The sequence below is a fragment of the Bradyrhizobium sp. 142 genome, assembly GCF_023074015.1.
Classification (GTDB): domain Bacteria; phylum Pseudomonadota; class Alphaproteobacteria; order Rhizobiales; family Xanthobacteraceae; genus Bradyrhizobium.
In genome coordinates this window covers 1-17,009 of sequence record NZ_JADPKQ010000538.1, presented here as the reverse complement: position 1 = coordinate 17,009, position 17,009 = coordinate 1, and the positions used below count along the sequence as shown (strand labels likewise).

At 64.7% G+C, this 17,009-nt stretch carries 17 protein-coding genes; 4 read left to right on the top strand and 13 right to left on the bottom strand.

Annotation, left to right across the window (positions count from 1 at the left end; all coding sequences use genetic code 11):
- Positions 1–151: 151 nt before the first annotated feature.
- From IVA82_RS47705 to IVA82_RS47650, 12 genes are all read right to left on the bottom strand, one after another.
- Complete coding sequence (locus IVA82_RS47705; RefSeq protein WP_247390014.1) at positions 152–2,272, bottom strand: sodium-translocating pyrophosphatase; 2,121 nt, start codon at positions 2,270–2,272, stop codon at positions 152–154.
- Between the two features lie 237 nt (positions 2,273–2,509).
- Complete coding sequence (gene thiL, locus IVA82_RS47700; RefSeq protein WP_247390013.1) at positions 2,510–3,508, bottom strand: thiamine-phosphate kinase; 999 nt, start codon at positions 3,506–3,508, stop codon at positions 2,510–2,512.
- Between the two features lie 175 nt (positions 3,509–3,683).
- Positions 3,684–4,181 carry a transcription antitermination factor NusB gene (gene nusB / locus IVA82_RS47695; RefSeq protein WP_247390012.1) on the bottom strand — a complete coding sequence of 166 codons (498 nt, stop codon included), beginning with the start codon at positions 4,179–4,181 and terminating at the stop codon, positions 3,684–3,686.
- 2 nt (positions 4,182–4,183) lie between these two features.
- Positions 4,184–4,675, bottom strand: a complete 492-nt coding sequence (ribH, locus tag IVA82_RS47690; protein ID WP_247390011.1) for a 6,7-dimethyl-8-ribityllumazine synthase — start codon at positions 4,673–4,675, stop codon at positions 4,184–4,186.
- Between the two features lie 114 nt (positions 4,676–4,789).
- Positions 4,790–5,398, bottom strand: a complete 609-nt coding sequence (locus IVA82_RS47685; protein WP_247390010.1) for a riboflavin synthase — start codon at positions 5,396–5,398, stop codon at positions 4,790–4,792.
- 1 nt (position 5,399) lies between these two features.
- A complete protein-coding gene (ribD, locus tag IVA82_RS47680) occupies positions 5,400–6,548 on the bottom strand; it encodes a bifunctional diaminohydroxyphosphoribosylaminopyrimidine deaminase/5-amino-6-(5-phosphoribosylamino)uracil reductase RibD (RefSeq protein ID WP_247390009.1) in 1,149 nt (382 codons plus the stop codon).
- The gene (nrdR, locus tag IVA82_RS47675; RefSeq protein WP_007603426.1) at positions 6,545–7,027 is read right to left on the bottom strand and encodes a transcriptional regulator NrdR; all 483 of its coding nucleotides are present in this window, start codon (positions 7,025–7,027) and stop codon (positions 6,545–6,547) included. The genes ribD and nrdR overlap by 4 nt, the downstream gene beginning before the upstream one ends.
- 15 nt (positions 7,028–7,042) lie before the next feature.
- Complete coding sequence (gene glyA / locus IVA82_RS47670; protein WP_247390008.1) at positions 7,043–8,353, bottom strand: serine hydroxymethyltransferase; 1,311 nt, start codon at positions 8,351–8,353, stop codon at positions 7,043–7,045.
- A gap of 263 nt (positions 8,354–8,616) precedes the next feature.
- The gene (locus tag IVA82_RS47665) at positions 8,617–8,838 is read right to left on the bottom strand and encodes a hypothetical protein (RefSeq protein WP_247390007.1); all 222 of its coding nucleotides are present in this window, start codon (positions 8,836–8,838) and stop codon (positions 8,617–8,619) included.
- A gap of 37 nt (positions 8,839–8,875) precedes the next feature.
- Positions 8,876–9,112, bottom strand: a complete 237-nt coding sequence (locus IVA82_RS47660) for a hypothetical protein (RefSeq protein ID WP_247390006.1) — start codon at positions 9,110–9,112, stop codon at positions 8,876–8,878.
- A 198-nt stretch (positions 9,113–9,310) separates the two neighbouring features.
- Positions 9,311–9,829 (bottom strand): MarR family winged helix-turn-helix transcriptional regulator, encoded by a 519-nt coding sequence (locus tag IVA82_RS47655; protein WP_007603420.1) that lies wholly within the window; start codon positions 9,827–9,829, stop codon positions 9,311–9,313.
- Between the two features lie 411 nt (positions 9,830–10,240).
- Complete coding sequence (locus tag IVA82_RS47650) at positions 10,241–10,744, bottom strand: DUF6163 family protein (RefSeq protein ID WP_247390005.1); 504 nt, start codon at positions 10,742–10,744, stop codon at positions 10,241–10,243.
- A gap of 169 nt (positions 10,745–10,913) precedes the next feature.
- Here IVA82_RS47650 and hemB point away from each other — a divergent pair, with 169 nt between their 5' ends.
- The 3 genes from hemB to IVA82_RS47635 all read left to right on the top strand — a co-directional run bounded on the left by hemB (position 10,914) and on the right by IVA82_RS47635 (position 13,758).
- Positions 10,914–11,975, top strand: coding sequence for a porphobilinogen synthase (gene hemB / locus IVA82_RS47645; protein ID WP_247390004.1), 1,062 nt, complete (start codon positions 10,914–10,916; stop codon positions 11,973–11,975).
- A 294-nt stretch (positions 11,976–12,269) separates the two neighbouring features.
- Positions 12,270–12,821: an RDD family protein gene (locus tag IVA82_RS47640; protein ID WP_247390003.1), complete on the top strand. Its 552-nt coding sequence runs from the start codon at positions 12,270–12,272 to the stop codon at positions 12,819–12,821.
- A gap of 160 nt (positions 12,822–12,981) precedes the next feature.
- A complete protein-coding gene (locus tag IVA82_RS47635) occupies positions 12,982–13,758 on the top strand; it encodes an arginyltransferase (protein WP_247390002.1) in 777 nt (258 codons plus the stop codon).
- A 193-nt stretch (positions 13,759–13,951) separates the two neighbouring features.
- Here the strand turns inward: IVA82_RS47635 and IVA82_RS47630 are convergent, their stop codons facing one another.
- Complete coding sequence (locus tag IVA82_RS47630; RefSeq protein ID WP_247390001.1) at positions 13,952–15,304, bottom strand: Nramp family divalent metal transporter; 1,353 nt, start codon at positions 15,302–15,304, stop codon at positions 13,952–13,954.
- 170 nt (positions 15,305–15,474) lie between these two features.
- On the opposite strand from IVA82_RS47630, the gene IVA82_RS47625 reads away from it, so the two are divergent.
- Complete coding sequence (locus IVA82_RS47625) at positions 15,475–16,719, top strand: MFS transporter (protein WP_247390000.1); 1,245 nt, start codon at positions 15,475–15,477, stop codon at positions 16,717–16,719.
- The last annotated feature ends 290 nt before the right edge of the window (positions 16,720–17,009 follow it).

The window sequence follows — 17,009 nt, the reverse complement described above, 5'->3', positions numbered from 1 at the left end:
TCTCGCGATGACGCCCTTGCGCTTCGCTAACCCTTCGCCGCCATCAGGCTGGGTAAAGGACTTCCACCTCCAAGCTGTCGAACATGCTCGGCACACCAACAAAAACCCCGCGGCTCGCACCGCGGGGTTTCGTCTTTAGTTGTTGACGCGCTCAGTGCGCGAGGATCGCCAGCAGCAGCAGCGCTACGATGTTCGTAATCTTGATCATCGGGTTCACCGCCGGTCCCGCCGTATCCTTGTAGGGATCGCCGACGGTGTCGCCGGTCACCGCCGACTTGTGGGCGTCAGAGCCCTTGCCGCCGAAATGGCCGTCCTCGATGTACTTCTTGGCGTTGTCCCAGGCGCCGCCGCCCGAGGTCATGGAGATCGCGACGAAAAGGCCGGTCACGATCACGCCGAGCAGCATCGCGCCGACGGCCGAGAACGCCGCCGACTTGCCGGCCGCACCGCCACCCGCGATCGCGTAGATCAGGAAGTAGACGACGATCGGCGACAGCACCGGCAAGAGCGAGGGGATGATCATTTCCTTGATCGCCGCCTTGGTCAGCAGGTCGACCGCCTTGCCGTAATCCGGCTTGTCGGTGCCCTTCATGATGCCCGGCTTCTCGCGGAACTGACGCCGCACCTCCTCGACGATCGCGCTGGCCGCACGGCCCACGGCCGTCATGCCCATCGCGCCGAACAGATACGGCAGCAGACCACCGAATAGCAGGCCCACCACCACGTAGGGGTTGTTGAGCGAGAAGTCCGGATTGACGCCGGCGAAATAGGGGTGATGCGCGGAATCCGCAACGAAGAACTTAAGGTCCTGGTTGTAGGCCGCGAACAGCACCAGCGCACCGAGACCGGCGGAGCCGATCGCGTAGCCCTTGGTCACCGCCTTGGTGGTGTTGCCGACCGCGTCGAGCGCGTCGGTCGACTTGCGCACCTCCTTCGGCAGGCCCGCCATCTCGGCGATGCCGCCGGCGTTGTCGGTCACGGGCCCGAACGCATCGAGTGCGACCACCATGCCGGCGAGCGCAAGCATGGTGGCGGTCGCGATCGCGATGCCGAACAAGCCGGCGAGGCTGTAGGTGACGAGGATGCCGGCGATGATGACGAGCGCCGGCAACGCGGTTGCCTCCATCGAGACGGCGAGGCCCTGGATCACGTTGGTGCCGTGGCCGGTCACCGAGGCCTGGGCGATCGACTTCACCGGGCGATAGTCGGTGCCGGTATAGTATTCGGTGATCCAGATGATCAGCGCGGTGACGACGAGGCCGACGATGCCGCACTCGAACAGCGACATGCCGGTATACTCGACACCGTCGAGCTTGCCGAAGCCGATCAGGCTGTAGATCACGCCGGCGATGCCGATCAGCGACAGCACGCCGGTTGCGATCAAGCCCTTATAGAGCGCGCCCATGATCGACTGGCTCGGCCCGAGCTTGACGAAGAAGGTGCCGATGATCGAGGTGATGATGCAGATGCCGCCGATCGCGAGCGGCAGCGTCATCATGTTCATGAGGATCGGAGTCTTGGCGAAGAAGATCGCCGCGAGCACCATGGTGGCGACCGCCGTCACCGCGTAGGTCTCGAACAGGTCGGCCGCCATGCCGGCGCAGTCGCCGACGTTGTCGCCGACGTTGTCGGCGATGGTTGCCGGATTGCGCGGATCGTCCTCGGGAATGCCGGCCTCGACCTTGCCGACGAGATCGCCGCCGACGTCCGCACCTTTGGTGAAGATGCCGCCGCCAAGACGGGCGAAGATCGAGATCAGCGAGGCGCCGAAGCCGAGCGCCACCATGGCATCGACCACGACACGGCTGTCAGGCCCGAGTTTCAGCGAATAGACCAGGAAGCCGAAATAGAGGGTCACGCCGAGCAGCGCGAGACCCGCCACCAGCATACCGGTGATCGCGCCCGCCTTGAAGGCGAGTTCGAGGCCGCCGGCCAGCGACGTCGTGGCGGCCTGGGCGGTGCGCACATTGGCGCGGACCGAGACGTTCATGCCGATGAAGCCGGTCGCCCCCGACAGGATGGCGCCGATGGCGAAACCAATGGAGACATAGATCCCGAGGAAATAGGCAAGCAGCAAGAAGATGACGATGCCGACGAGACCGATCGTGGTGTACTGACGCCGCAGGTAGGCCTGCGCGCCCTCGCGCACCGCTCCCGCGATCTCCTGCATGCGCGGTGACCCCGCATCCGCACTCAACACCGAAGACGTCGCCCAGATCGCGTAGACGACGGAAAGCACTCCGCAGAGCACAATCAACCATAATGCTGTCATGTGATTTTTTGCCTCAGATCCCTTGATGTACCCCCGGCGCCTTTTATTGTCCGTCGTACGGTGCGGCGCCTTGATTTCGAACAAGGCCGCCCCTTTGCCCGAAGGGGCGGCCTTGTTCGGCAGCGACCTTGCCAAAATCAGAATGCCGGTGCAACGCCGTAAGCGGCCGAAAACAATGATCTCGGCAGGTATTTAGGCCTATCCTAAGAGCGCCGGCGCGCCGGTTTAGCGGAATTGCTAGAAATGGCTGTAGGACAGCCGCTTCAAAGCCAGTTCCCGGCCGTGCCCATCAAGGAAGCGCGGCCGCGCGTCACCCTCGACGATCGTGCCGATCGCCGTGACGTCGAGGCCCACTGCCCGCCCTGCGGCGATCAATGCGTCGCTTTGAGCGGCCGGAACGGTGCACAGCACCTCATAGTCGTCGCCCCCGGCCAGCAGCGTCTCGACGCAAACAGCGTTGCGCGCGACCAGGCTTGCCGCAGCAGCCGAGAGCGGCACACTTGCTACGTCCACTGTGGCCGAGACGCCCGATGCCGCACAGAGTTTTGTCAGATCGCCGGCGAGCCCGTCGGAAACGTCCATCGCAGCCGTCGCGTGGTTGCGAACGGCCTGCGCCAGCAGGTTGCGTGGCTGCGGCACGCGATAGCGCGAGACCAGCATCTCCCGCGCATGCGGGTCGGAGGCCAAGGCTGCAGCCACCGCACCGCCCGTGAGCACGTCGAGGCCGAGCGCGGCATCGCCGATCGTGCCGGTCACCAGGATGCGCTCGCCCGGCCTTGCACCGGTGCGGCCGACCATCCGCCCGTGGGGTATCCGGCCGAAGGCGGTGATCGAGATCATCTGCGGCCCCGGCGTCGACACAGTGTCGCCGCCAAGGAGCGGGCATCCGAAGGCCTTGGCATCCTCGCCCAGCGCGTCCGCGAACGGACCGAGCCAGGCGTCCTCCCTGCTGCGCAGTGCCAGCGTCAGCACGAAGCCGGCGGGCACAGCGCCTTTGGCGGCAAGGTCGGACAAATTCACCCGCAGCGCCTTGCGCGCGATGGTGTCGGGCGGATCACCGGCAAGATAGTGCACACCCTCGACCACGGCATCGGTGGTGACAACGATGTCCTCGCCGAGCGATTGCAGGATGGCGGCGTCGTCGACCAGCCCCAACGCACCGGGATCAGTCGCAAGCGGCTTGAAATAGCGCGCGATGAGGGAGTCTTCGCCGGAGGGATTGTTCGGGTTTGCCATCAGCGTCAGCCACGCACTCCGCTGTCATCGCCCGGCTTGACCGGGCGATCCAGTACGCCGAGTCGCCTTTGGTCAAGCATGATCGCCGCGGAGTACTGGATCACTCGCCTTCGCGGGTGACGACGGCGGTGTATGGGGCAGCCATATCGCATCAATTCACCGCCCGCGTCCCGCCCTACCCCCGCCCGAACTCGTCACCGCGAAACTGGCGGCCGATCTGGTCGAGCACCGCGTTCACCATGCCGGTCTCCTCACGGTCGACGAAGGCGTTGGCGACGTCAACATATTCGGAGACGACGACGCGGCCCGGCACGTCCTTGCGGTGCTCCAGTTCATAGGCCCCTGCCCGCAGCACCGCGCGCAAAATCGCCTCGATGCGCTTCAGCGGCCACCCCTTCGACAGCGCCTCGTCGATCAGGGGATCGAGCTTCTTCTGGTCGCGCACCACGCCCGAGACGACGTCGCGGAAGAAGGCCGCTTCCGCCGGCAGATAAGTGTCGCCCTCGACCTCGTTGCCGAGCCAGTGGCTCTCGAACTCTGCAAATATGTCGTTGATGCCGGCGCCACCGATGTCCATCTGGTACAGCGCCTGCACGGCCGCGAGCCGCGCCGCACCGCGCCGGTTCGCTTTTTTCTCTGCGCCAGCCGGCGGCTTTTTGCTGTTGTCGACCATGATCAAACCCGCGCCAGCCGGCGCTTGATGCGCAGCATCGCAAGTGCCGCGCGTGCGGCATCGCCGCCCTTGTCAAGCTCGCTGGCGCGCGCCCGCGCCCAAGCCTGCGCCTCGGTGTTGACGGTGAGGATGCCGTTGCCGAGCGGCAGTTTTCGCGACACCGCCAGGTCCATTAGCGCGCGGGAGGATTCCTGCGAAACGATCTCGAAATGAATGGTGTCGCCGCGGATGACGCAGCCGAGCGCAATCGCCGCGTCATAGGGCTTGCCGCTCGCCGCCGCGGCATCGATCGCGATCGCGACCGCCGCTGGAATCTCCAGCGCGCCGGGAACCGTGATGACGTCGTGCGTCAGCCCGGCCGCCTTCAGCTCGGCCACCGCACCGTCCAGCAGCGCGTCCTGGAGGTCGTCATAGAACCGCGCCTCGACTATCAGCGCGCGCGCGCCGGAAATGTCGGTCTGGTCCTTCAGGGGTGCGCGCCGCGCGTCTGCCATCGTTCAACCTTACTTTGTCATTGCCGGGCTTGACCCGGCAATCCATCGGGCCAAGCACCTCTTAAGAGCATGGATGCGCCGGTCAAGCCCGCGCATGACGAACTTTCTGCGCCATCACTTCATTTCCGTCAGCCGCGCCGCGTAGCGGGCCATCAGGTCGACCTCGATATTGACCTCGGCACCTGCCTTCCAGCCACCGATCGTTGTGACTGTCAGCGTGTGCGGGATAATCAGCACCGAAAAGGTCACGTCTTTCACCGTATTGATCGTCAGCGACACGCCGTCGATCGTGATCGAGCCCTTGGTCGCAATGAACCGCGCCAGCTCCCACGTGGTGGAGAGCTCGAACCGTGCCATATCGGGCAGGTCCTCGCGGCTGACGAGGGTGGCTGTACCATCGGCGTGGCCGGCAACGATATGGCCGCCGAGCTCGTCGCCGATCTTCAGCGCGCGTTCGAGATTGAGCTTGGTGCCCACCTTCCAGTGCTTCGCAGTCGTCAGCGCCAGCGTCTCGGCGGCGGCATCGACGTCGAACCAGGTTCTGTCGCTGTCCACGCCCGAAGCAACCACCGTCAGGCAGACGCCGTTGCAAGCGATCGAGGCGCCGTCGGCAATGGTCGTGCGATCATAGCGGCAGGCGATGCGCAGCCGATGCAGTTGCCCCTGCGCCGTCGGCGTCAGGCTGACGATCTCGCCGATATCGGTGACAATGCCAGTGAACATGTTAGGCGCGCTCATAGACGGTGAGAGTATCGTGATCGAATGTCTCGCTAGCATGAACGCGGAAGCCCTGCGACTGCGTGATTTTCGACAGGGGCAATGCATCGAGCGCATCCACGCCGTCGCTGCCCACCTCTTCCGTTCCGCGGAACAGCCATATCTCGTCGACCAGGTTGGCGGCCACGAACGATGCCGCAGCGCGGCTGCCGCCCTCGACCATCAACCGCGTGATGCCCTTCTCGGCGAGCGCATGCAGCACGGCAGGAAGATCGAGCCCGGATGCGTGCCCCCGCGGTACGCGGATCACTTGCGCGCCCGCAGCGCCGAGCCGCATTGCCGCTGCGGCTTCGGCGAGCTCAGAGCCCACCACCCAGAGCGGCGTCTCGCGCGCGGTACGCACCAGCTGGCTCGAGGCCGGAATGCGCAGGCTCTGGTCGAGCACCACACGCACCGGCGAGCGCGCCGCCATCCCCGGCAGGCGGCACGTGAGCTGCGGATCATCCGCCAGCACCGTGCCGATGCCGACGAGGATGGCGTCACTCTGCACGCGCAACAGATGCACGCGATTGCGCGCGGCTTCACCCGTGATTGCGACCGGCTTGCCGCCGGCGGCGCCGATCTTGCCGTCGGGCGAGACCGCGAGCTTCAGGATCGCATGCGGGCGCTTGTCGCGGACACGGCGGAAATGCCCGGCATGATCGAACGCGGCCTCCGCCGCACACAGGCCCACATCCACCGTGATACCGGCGGCGCGCAACCGCGCATGGCCCTGCCCCGCCACTTCCGGATTGGGATCCTCGATCGCCGCCACCACGCGCTCGATGCCGGCTGCGATCACCGCATCGGCGCACGGCGGCGACTTGCCGAAATGCGAGCACGGCTCGAGGGTGACATAGAGCGTCGCGCCCCGCGCCGCCTCTCCGGCCCGCCGCAGCGCCTCGGGCTCGGCATGCGGCCGCCCGCCTGCTTGAGTCCAGCCGCGGCCCAGGATCACCCCGTCCTTGACGATGACGGCGCCGACGGCCGGATTAGGCCAGGTCCGCCCCTGCCCGCGGCGTCCCAGCGCGAGCGCTAGCTGCATGAAACGGCGATCGGCGTCCTTGGACTCGCGGGCCTTCTGCGCGAACTGATCCTCCAGGATCCGGAAGATCATTTGCGGATCGCGGCGAGCCGCGCTTCCTCCTCACCGGAGAGCTCGCCGAGCACGTCGGCGAAATCCTTGGCCTCGCGGAAATTGCGGTAGACCGAGGCAAAGCGCACATAGGCGACGTCGTCGAGCGTGCGCAGATGCTCCATCACGGTCTCGCCGATCACCTCGGAGGAGATTTCGGCTTCGCCCCCGGTCTCGAGCTCGCGCACGATGGTGGAGACCATCTTCTCCACCCGCTCCGGCTCGACCTGCCGCTTGCGCAAGCTGATCGACACCGAGCGCATCAGCTTGTCGCGATCGAACGGCACGCGGCGGCCGTTGCGCTTGATCACCGTGAGCTCACGCAGCTGTACGCGCTCGAAGGTGGTGAAGCGGAAATTGCAGGCGACGCACACGCGCCGCCTGCGGATCACGGAAGAGTCCTCGGTCGGACGCGAGTCCTTTACCTGCGTATCGAGACTGTTGCAGTTCGGACAGCGCATCCGCTTGGCCCAGCCTTACTGATAGATCGGAAACCGATCGGTGAGCGCCTTGACCCGTTCCTTGATCGCGGCCTCGACCAGCGGCGCCTTGCCGTCGGACGATTGCGCGATCGCGTTCAACACCTCGGCGATCATGCCGCCGACCTGCTGGAATTCAGCTACACCGAAGCCGCGGGTGGTCGCAGCCGGTGTGCCGAGCCGAATCCCGGAGGTAACGAAGGGCGATTCGGGGTCGAACGGAATACCGTTCTTGTTGCAGGTGATGGCGGCGCGGACCAGCGCCTTCTCCGAGGCGTTGCCCTTCAGGCCCTTTGGCCTGAGGTCGACGAGCATCAGATGATTGTCGGTGCCACCGGAGACAATGTCGAACCCGTGGCTCTTGAGCGTCTCGGCCAGCGCCCTGGCATTCTCGACGACGTTCTTCGCATAGACCTTGAAGTCCGGCCGCAGCGCCTCGCCGAAGGCCACCGCCTTCGCTGCGATCACATGCATCAACGGGCCGCCCTGCAGGCCGGGGAAGATCGCCGAATTGAGCTTCTTGGTCAGCGTCTCGTCGTTCCACAGCATCAAACCGCCGCGCGGGCCGCGCAGCGACTTGTGGGTGGTCGTGGTGGTGACGTGCGCATACGGCACCGGCGAGGCATGCGCACCGCCGGCGACGAGGCCGGCAAAGTGCGCCATGTCGACCAGCAGATAGGCGCCGATGCTGTCCGCGATCTCGCGGAAGCGCTTGAAATCCCAGGCGCGCGAATAGGCCGAGCCGCCGGCGATGATCAGCTTCGGCTTGATCTGCTCGGCCTGCTTAGCCACGGCGTCCATGTCGATGATCTGGTCCTCGCGGCGCACGGTGTAATGCGCGGCCTTGAACCACTTGCCGCTCATATTGACGGGCGAGCCGTGGGTGAGATGACCGCCGGCCGCAAGGTCAAGACCCATGAAGGTGTCGCCCGGCTGGAGCAGCGCCAGAAACACCGCCTGGTTCATCTGACTGCCGGAGTTCGGCTGCACGTTGGCGAAGTTCGCGCCGAACAGCTTCTTTGCCCGATCGATCGCGAGGTTCTCGGCGACGTCGACCCACTCACAACCGCCGTAGTAGCGCGCGCCTGGATAGCCCTCCGCATATTTGTTGGTCATCACCGAACCCTGCGCTTCCAGCACGGCGCGGCTGACAATGTTCTCGGAGGCGATCAGCTCGACCTCATGGCGCTGCCGGCCGAGCTCGCCCTTGATGGCGGCGGCGATTTCCGGGTCGGCCTGGTCGAGCGGGGCGGTGAAAAACGAATCGGGCGCGGAGGCGGATGCTGCAGAGTTCTTGGCGAAGGTCATCTTGCGAATATCTCCACCGCCGCAGCCTTTTAGCGGGCTACGGGCGGTCTGGTGTGGCGATCGGAAGCGGCGAGCGGGATCTACCACATCGCCCGCCCCCGGCCAAGTAGTTGCGGGTCGGGCGTAATATTTATGCAAGATATGGTGGGCTTGAAGAAGAAGAGCCTGGCGGTCCTATCGAACCGCCTGGTCGCTTCCTTTCCGAAAAAGGTCCGCTTTGGACCTTAAATGCCACGCGGCCAGCCGATGGCCCGGCCAGCCCACTACAGCCCGGTGTATCCCGCCTTCACCGGGTCTACGCTGCCGTCGAGCTGGCGCAGATAGGTCAGGCCGCAGACTATCAACCTGTGAGGGTCCTTCTCGCCGGCTTCCATCAACGTATTCAGGTAATTCGTGACCTTGGCACGCGCCTCCTCGCTCGCCGCCGCAGTGCGATTGGCGAGCAGGTCATAGGTCTGCATGATGCGGTCAATGGCAGCTTCCATGGCACCCTCTGGTTCTTGCCGAGTTTGGGAGTTTTGATCAGGCAACCGCTTTGGCCTCGGACTGCGCCTCGAACTTGAGGATGGCCTTGTTGGCCAGCCTGATCTTGTTGAATTCGCCGTTCTGGAACAGTTTGACGACGATCTCGAGCAGGCGTTCGTCGGTGACGAGGCTGTCGGGAATCGCACCGGAGCGGCGAAGATAATTCGCGGCAATGGCATAGGCCTCGCTTACGAGTTCCACGTTCATCGCCCCTAAGCCACGCTCGACCAGCATCGTCAGCCTCCGATCCGGAGGGGATAAGCGCCGAGCCGGGAACTCGTTCCTCCCGGCTAGCGATTTTTTCGCAACCGCGAAAAGACAAAACGCACCGGTCCGGGCAAAGCCGGGCCGGCGCGCTTGGGGAAGTGAGGCACGTTCGGGAGGTTTGCCGGTCTTGTTATGGGCCGGCTTGGCCTTACCGTCGAAATGACCTCAGAGACGATACAGGATCTGGTCGGTCCAGAAGCGCTCGAGCCGATGCAGCGACTTGTTGAGGGTCGAGAACTCCTCGCCCGAGATGCCGCCGACCTGCTCCACCGTCTTGACGTGCTTCTGGTAGAGAGAGTCGACGATGCGGCGGACTTCCTGGCCCTGCGGGGTCAGGCGGATGCGCACCGAGCGGCGATCGACGCGCGAGCGCTGATGATCGAGGAAGCCGAGCTCGACGAGCTTCTTCAGATTGTAGGAGACGTTGGAGCCGAGATAGTAACCGCGCGTGCGCAGCTCGCCCGCGGTCAGCTCCTTGTCGCCGATGTTATAGAGCAAGAGCGCCTGCACCGAATTGATGTCGGCGCGACCGCGGCGATCGAACTCGTCCTTGATGACGTCGAGCAGGCGGCGATGCAGCCGCTCCACCAGAGTCAAAGCTTCCAGATAGAGCGTCTGCACCGAACCCTGCTGGCCGGAGACGCGTTCTGCGGTATCTGCCGCGGTTGCGACGGCTTTCATCATGACACTTCCCCTGTTGTCGTTTTTATCGACACTTATTCGACGAAACTTGTGTCCCGTCTGATAGGTGCAACTTAAGGGGGCCCGTTTGAAGATCGGCTTAAATAAGAGAATAAAGAGATCATGAATTTAAGACAGTGAATTGCGGATTAAGCCTGTCCCGCAAGGGCTTTTCGCAACCCTCTGTTGACCGTCGCAAGGTCCTGTTCACCCTCCGTCCGCCGCCTCTGTCGCATTCCAGTACAGGCCGCCCCGTTTCGAAACGCACGCGTAACGGCTGTGGCGGAATCCACGGAGTCAATGAAAAGTTACCGCAAACTTTAGGCAACCAACGGTCAACCAAGCAGACACAACTGCGGTCGTGTCCGGACAAGCGCAGCGCACCGCAGGAGAGTTCGAGCGATCAACAGCGCGCTACGGCGGTCGCTCGCGCGCGGCCATCCAAGCGAGCGCGAGATAAGCGGCGAGCATGAAGGCTTCCACGCCGACGACGATCAGGCTGCCACCATAGATTCCCGGGAACATCAGTTCGATGACCGCCATCGACACGACGGTCGTCAGCCAGACCACCGCGCCCCAGGGCGTTGCCAGCCACAGCCCGACCGCGGCAACGAGTTCGATCACGGCGAAGTAGATGGTCGAGGCCTGCCAGGCCATCGCCTGGTTCTCGAACGCCTCGTCCTCGCCGCCGACGAAGCCCGTGACCTGCGCCCAGTGATAGAGGCCCTTGAGGATCGACAGCAACGCCATCACCCGCAGGAACAGCACCAGGCGGCGCGTCCAGACATTGTCGTCGGACTCCTGGCGCTCCGACGAGATCGCAGCCACCGACATTGCGCTGTCTCTGGCATTGTCTCTGACAGCGTCCCTGGCATTGGCGCTGTCGCGGGCCGCGTCGCGGGTTGAGATCTCGGACATGGCCCCTTCTGGCTGCTTCGCCCCGCAAAATCAATCGGCTGCCCAAATCACCAATCTGGTCACTTCAATTTTGCCTTGCGGCAGGTAATTTTGCCCTGCGGCAAGTCAAGCCGCGGTGACGGGAACCATGCGAGCTGGTATAAGAATAATTCCAGCCGGAGGAAGTCTAATGGCGATCAAATACGGGCGTCCGATCGAGCTCCGCGAGATTTCGCGCCGGGATAGCGCGGCAGCTTCCCCTGCCCTCGATCTGCCCGTCCGGCCGCGCCGCAACCGCAAGGCCGAATGGTCCCGGCGCATGGTGCGGGAGAACGTGCTCACCACCGACGACCTGATCTGGCCGCTATTTTTGATCGATGGCAACGGCAAGCGCGAACAGATTGCCTCGATGCCGGGCGTCGACCGTCTCAGCGTCGACCAGGCCGTGCGCGAGGCCGAGCGCGCCATGAAGCTCACCATCCCCTGCATCGCGCTGTTTCCCTACACCGATCCGTCCTTGCGCGACGAGGAAGGAACGGAAGCAACCAACCCGGACAATCTGGTCTGCCGGGCCGTGCGCGCGATCAAAAAGGAGTTTCCCGATCTCGGCATTCTCTGCGACGTCGCGCTCGATCCCTTTACCAGCCACGGCCATGACGGCCTGATCGCTGACGGCAAGATCCTGAACGACGAGACGGTCGCAGTCCTGGTGCGCCAGGCCTTGGTGCAGGCCGAGGCCGGGTGCGACATCATCGCGCCGTCGGACATGATGGACGGCCGCGTTGCCGCGATCCGCGAGGGGCTGGATCGCACAGGGCTGCTCGACGTGCAGATCATGGCCTATGCGGCAAAGTACGCCTCCGCCTTCTACGGCCCGTTCCGTGACGCCATCGGCTCGGCCAAGACGCTCACCGGCGACAAACGCACCTACCAGATGGATAGCGCCAACACCGACGAAGCGCTGCGCGAGGTCGAGCTCGACATCTCCGAGGGCGCCGACATGGTGATGGTGAAGCCCGGCATGCCCTATCTCGACGTGGTGCGGCGCGTGAAGGACACATTTGCGATGCCGACCTTCGCCTACCAGGTCTCCGGCGAATACGCGATGATCGCCGCGGCCGCGGGCAATGGCTGGCTCGACGGCGATCGCGCGATGATGGAGAGCCTGCTGGCCTTCAAGCGCGCCGGCGCCGACGGTGTGCTCAGCTATTTCGCGCCGAAGGCTGCGGAGCAGTTGAAGGCGCAGGGATAAGGTACTTTGTCGTCCCGGCGAAGGCCGGGACCCATACCGCGAGTTCTAGCGATGCGGGTGGCGCTAGCTAGTCACGAACGACCAATCCTCGCAAAACATCTCCCTGGGGATATGGGTCCCGGCCTTCGCCGGGACGACACCGTGGATGTAGCGGCAGCAGCACGCCGCTTTCCTTCTCACGTCCCCGCCCCCGAATCGCCGGAATATTTCGGCTTGTTAATCTCGGCGCCCTTGGCACGTGAATGGCCTGTCACCATGTCCTGCCATGGGAGTTTCCCCTCGGGAGGACGGACCATGTCGTATTCGGACTCGGGCAATTCAGGTCCCCAAGCGGACGCCTGGCGCAGCGACGGCGGGGTTCATGCCTATGATCCCTCTTTGCATCCGGAACTGTTCCGCGGTGTCGCGACCCGGCGGGTGTTTGCATTCCTGATCGACATGATCGTGATCTCGGTGCCGGTCATCCTTGGCTACCTCTTCATCGCCGTGTTCGGCGTGGTCACGCTCGGCCTTGGCTGGATGTTGTTCTGGCTGGCCTGGCCGGCCTCCGTGATCTGGGCCATCGTCTATTACGGCGCCTGCATCGGAGGTCCCCACTCGGCGACGCTCGGGATGCGGGTCATGGATCTGGAGTTGCGAACCTGGTACGGCGCACCCGGCTATTTCGTGCTTGGCGCCACGCACGCCGTGCTGTTCTGGGTGACGGTCTCGTTCCTGTCACCCTTGGTGGTCCTGGTCGGGCTGTTCAACGGCCGCCGGCGCCTGCTGCATGATTTCGTCTTGGGAACGGTCATCATCAACAATTCCGTTCGGGCGCCCCTGCCTCAGACCGCCAGGAGCTACTAGTAAGCGCTACTGAGTAAGCGCTACTGATCAAGAGCTACTGATCAAGGACCTATCAACCAGGACCGACTAAACTGACTGATCTGACCTGCTGAGCAGACCGATTGACCGAGAGCTTTCGTAGCGCGATGCTGATACCCATTTTGGAGGCCCACGACGTCCCTTGACCCAGCACTCGCGCGATACTCCGCAGTTTTACCTCACGGCGCCGTCCCCGTGCCCCTATCTGCCGGGCCGGCATGAGCGCAAGGTGTTTACGCACCTCGTAGGGGAGCGTGCCGGCGACCTCAACGACCTGCTGACCCATGGCGGCTTCCGCCGCAGCCAGTCGATCGCCTACCGGCCAGCCTGCGACCAGTGCCGCGCCTGCGTCTCGGTCCGGGTAATTGCCAACGAGTTCCGCCCCTCCCGCAATTTCCGCAAGGTGATCGCCCGCAACGCCGACATCATCGGCGAGCAGCGCAGCGCGGTGCCGACTTCCGAGCAATATTCGGTGTTCCGGGCCTATCTCGATTCCCGCCACCGCCACGGCGGCATGGCCGACATGACCGTGCTCGACTACGCCATGATGGTCGAGGACAGCCACGTCGAGACCCGCATCATTGAGTACCGAAAGCGCGGTCCCGACAGCGGCATCACCGGCCGTGGCGAGGAGCTCATCGCGGTCGCGCTCACCGACGTGCTCAGCGACGGCCTGTCGATGGTCTATTCGTTCTTCGAGCCGGGACAGGTAAGCCGCTCGATGGGCACCTTCATGATCCTCGACCACATCGCCCGCGCCCGCCGGCAAGGGCTGCCTTACGTCTATCTTGGCTACTGGATCGATGGCTCCAAGAAGATGGACTACAAGGCTCGCTTCCTGCCGCAACAGCGGCTCGCGCCGTCAGGCTGGCTGCGCGTCGACGCGCAGGGCGATGCGGCGTCCGAGCCGCAGGATTAACTGACGCGCACGGTCTCTGTCATGCCCCGCGACCCGGCTACGCCAAGGCTTCGCCGGGTGAGGCCCAGGGGCGCTGAAGCTTTAGCGTAGGCGGCAGGCGGGGCAGTACCCCGCAGCTTCTCGGGTCAATCATAAGCGTCACGGACTACTAGATCGCCCGCCTTTGCGGGCGATGACGGCGGTGAGGTGACGTTCACCCGAACAGCGTGTCCGCCAGCAGCTTCACGTTCAGAACCAAGATCACGCCCGCCACGATCCAAGCGATCGCGGCTACTGACGCGGATATTGCGAACTTGCCCATCTTGCGACGGTCGGAGACGAAACGGACCAGCGGAATGACGGCGAAGGGCAACTGCATCGACAGCACGACCTGACTGAACACCAGCAGATCGGCAGTGCCGCGTTCGCCGTAGATCGCGGTGACGACGATCACCGGAATGATCGCAATGCCGCGCGTCAGCAGGCGGCGCGCCCAGCTCGGCAGGCGCAGGTCGAGAAAGCCCTCCATCACGATCTGGCCGGCGAGCGTCGCAGTGACGGTTGAATTGAGGCCCGAGGCGAGCAGCGCAATCGCAAACAGCGTCGAGGCGATGCCGAGGCCAAGCAGCGGCGAGAGCAGCTCGAAAGCCTGGCCGATCTCGGCGACGTCGGAATGGCCGCTCTTGTGGAAGGTCGCGGCTGCCACCACCAGGATCGCGGCGTTGATGAACAGCGCCAGCATCAGCGCGATGGTCGAGTCCGTCGTCGCCCATTTGATCGCCTCGCGCCGGCCGGCGTCGTTGCGCTCATAGGCGCGGGTCTGCACGATCGAGGAGTGCAGATAGAGATTATGCGGCATCACGGTCGCGCCGATGATGCCGATCGCGATGTAGAGCATCTCCGGATTGATGAAGATCTCCGTCGATGGCACGAAGCCCCTCAACATCGCGGCAACCGGCGGCGCCGCCGCGGCAATCTGGATCGTGAAGCAAACAGCAATCACGACCAGCAGCGCGATGACGAATGCCTCCAGGAAACGGAAACCGCGGTTCATCAGCACGAGAAGCAGGAAGGCATCCAGCGCGGCAATCAATGCGCCGCCGATCAGGGGAATGCCGAACAGGAGTTTGAGCGCAATCGCGGTACCAATGACCTCGGCGAGGTCGCAGGCGATGATCGCCGCCTCGCAGGCGAGCCACAGCATGAAGTTCACGGCCGGCGAATAGCTCGCGCGGCAGGCCTGCGCGAGATCACGATCGGTGACGATGCCGAGCCGCGCGGCCAGTGACTGGAGCAGGATCGCCATCAGGTTCGAGAGCAGGATGACGGAGAGCAGCGTGTAGCCAAACTTCGATCCACCAGCGAGGTCGGTGGCCCAGTTGCCGGGGTCCATGTAGCCGACCGAGACGAGATAGCCCGGACCAACAAAGGCGAGCAGCCGTCGCCACCAGCGGCCGGCAGCGGGAACAGCGACCGTGCCATTCACCTCGGCGAGGCTCTTGGTGGTGGGTGCATCTGAGCGCCAGCCGGCGGCGTCACGGGTCAGGTCGGGTGATCGGGCATCCATTCTGGCACATTGACCGAAGTCGAACCTTATTGCAACTCATTTGCAACTGCATCTAGCCATCTCGGTTCCCTTCGCCGACGCATGATGCCCAACGTTGTCGGGAAGCGGGTGGGTTTGGCCCGGGTCGGAGGCTGATACTTGCGCAAATGCGACTTTGCAGGATATGCGCCATGCCGACGACGCCTCGTCTTCCCGACACCTTCAATCGCCTCGCCTGGTCCAACCTCGCGGCGCAATCGGCCGAGCAGATCGCACTGGCCGCAGCCCCGATCGTCGCCGTGCTGACGCTCGGCGTTGCCGAGGGCCAGACCGGCCTGTTGCAGACCGCCCTCACCCTGCCCTTCGTGCTGTTCGCCATTCCGGCCGGCCTGCTCGCCGACCGCATCTCGCGCCGCTCGCTGATGGCGGGCGCCGAGGCACTGCGCGCGGCAGCGCTTGCCGCCATCGTGCTCTTGCTTGCACTGGGTGCCCTCAACCTGCCGCTGCTGGCCCTGCTCGGCTTTGCCGCGGTGTGCGGCACTGTCGTCTACAGCGTGGCCGCGCCGGCCCTGGTGCCCTCGCTGGTGAGTTCGGACCTCTTGCCCGCGGCCAATGCCCGGATCGAGCTGGCGCGCACCATCGCCTTTGCCAGCGGGCCCGCGCTCGGCGGCGCCTTGGTCGGCTGGTGGGGTGCAAGCCCCGCCTTCAGCTTTGCCGCGGCCCTCTCGGCGATAGCGGTGATGCTGCTCTCCGGCATCTACGAGCCTGCCCGCGCACCGACGCCGCGTCGCCATCCGTTTCAGGACATCCGCGAGGGCGCGGCCTTCGTGTTCCACCACAAGCTGCTGCGCCCGGTGTTCATCACGCAGTTCATCTTCAACACCGGCTGGTTCCTCCAGATCGCAGTGTTCGTGCCCTATGCAGTGCGCCATCTCGGTCTATCGGCGGCCGGGGTCGGCACTGTCCTGACCATGTACGGCGTCGGCATGGTGATCGGCGCGCTGTTCGCAACGCGGGTGATGCAGCGCATCGCCTTCGGCACCGTGGTCGGACTTGGACCCGTCACCGGCTTCGTCGCTTCTGTCGTGATGGCACTGACGGTGCTGGTCCCCTCGCCCTGGCTCGCGGGCCTCAGCTTCTTCCTGCTCGGCGTCGGACCGATCCTGTGGGTGATCTCGACCACTACCTTGCGCCAGTCCGTGACGCCGCCGCGCCTGCTCGGCCGCGTCTTCGCTATCAACATCATGAGCTACGGCGCCCGCCCGCTCGGCTCGGCACTGGGGGCGATCGTCGGCGGGTTCTGGAGCGCGGAAGCATGCCTCTACCTTGCGGCTGTCGTGTTCGGCGCACAGGCGCTGGTGATCCTGCTGTCGCCGGCGGTGGCACTGGACCGGCAGCCGGAGATGGTGGAGGACGCAGTGCCGGTGCGGTGCTAGCCCTCCTCGTCATTGCAAGCGCAGCGGTCGCGGTAGGGACGCTCATTGCTGAGCGCCCCCCGCACAGATCCGTACGTGCGGCTTTCCCGCATACGGCTCCCACCTCGGGTGAGTGACGGCGAAGCGTGCTCGCGGCCAAGGATGACGGATGTTGGGCCTGGGGAGGCAGTCACAGGCGAGGCGACTGATCGTCTCCCACCTCATGCCATCGGTCTGGCTGCGGCGCCGGAGCGTGCGTCTCCAGAGTTCGATGACGAAGAAGCGGAAGGCGCTGAGCGCCCGACTGTTGG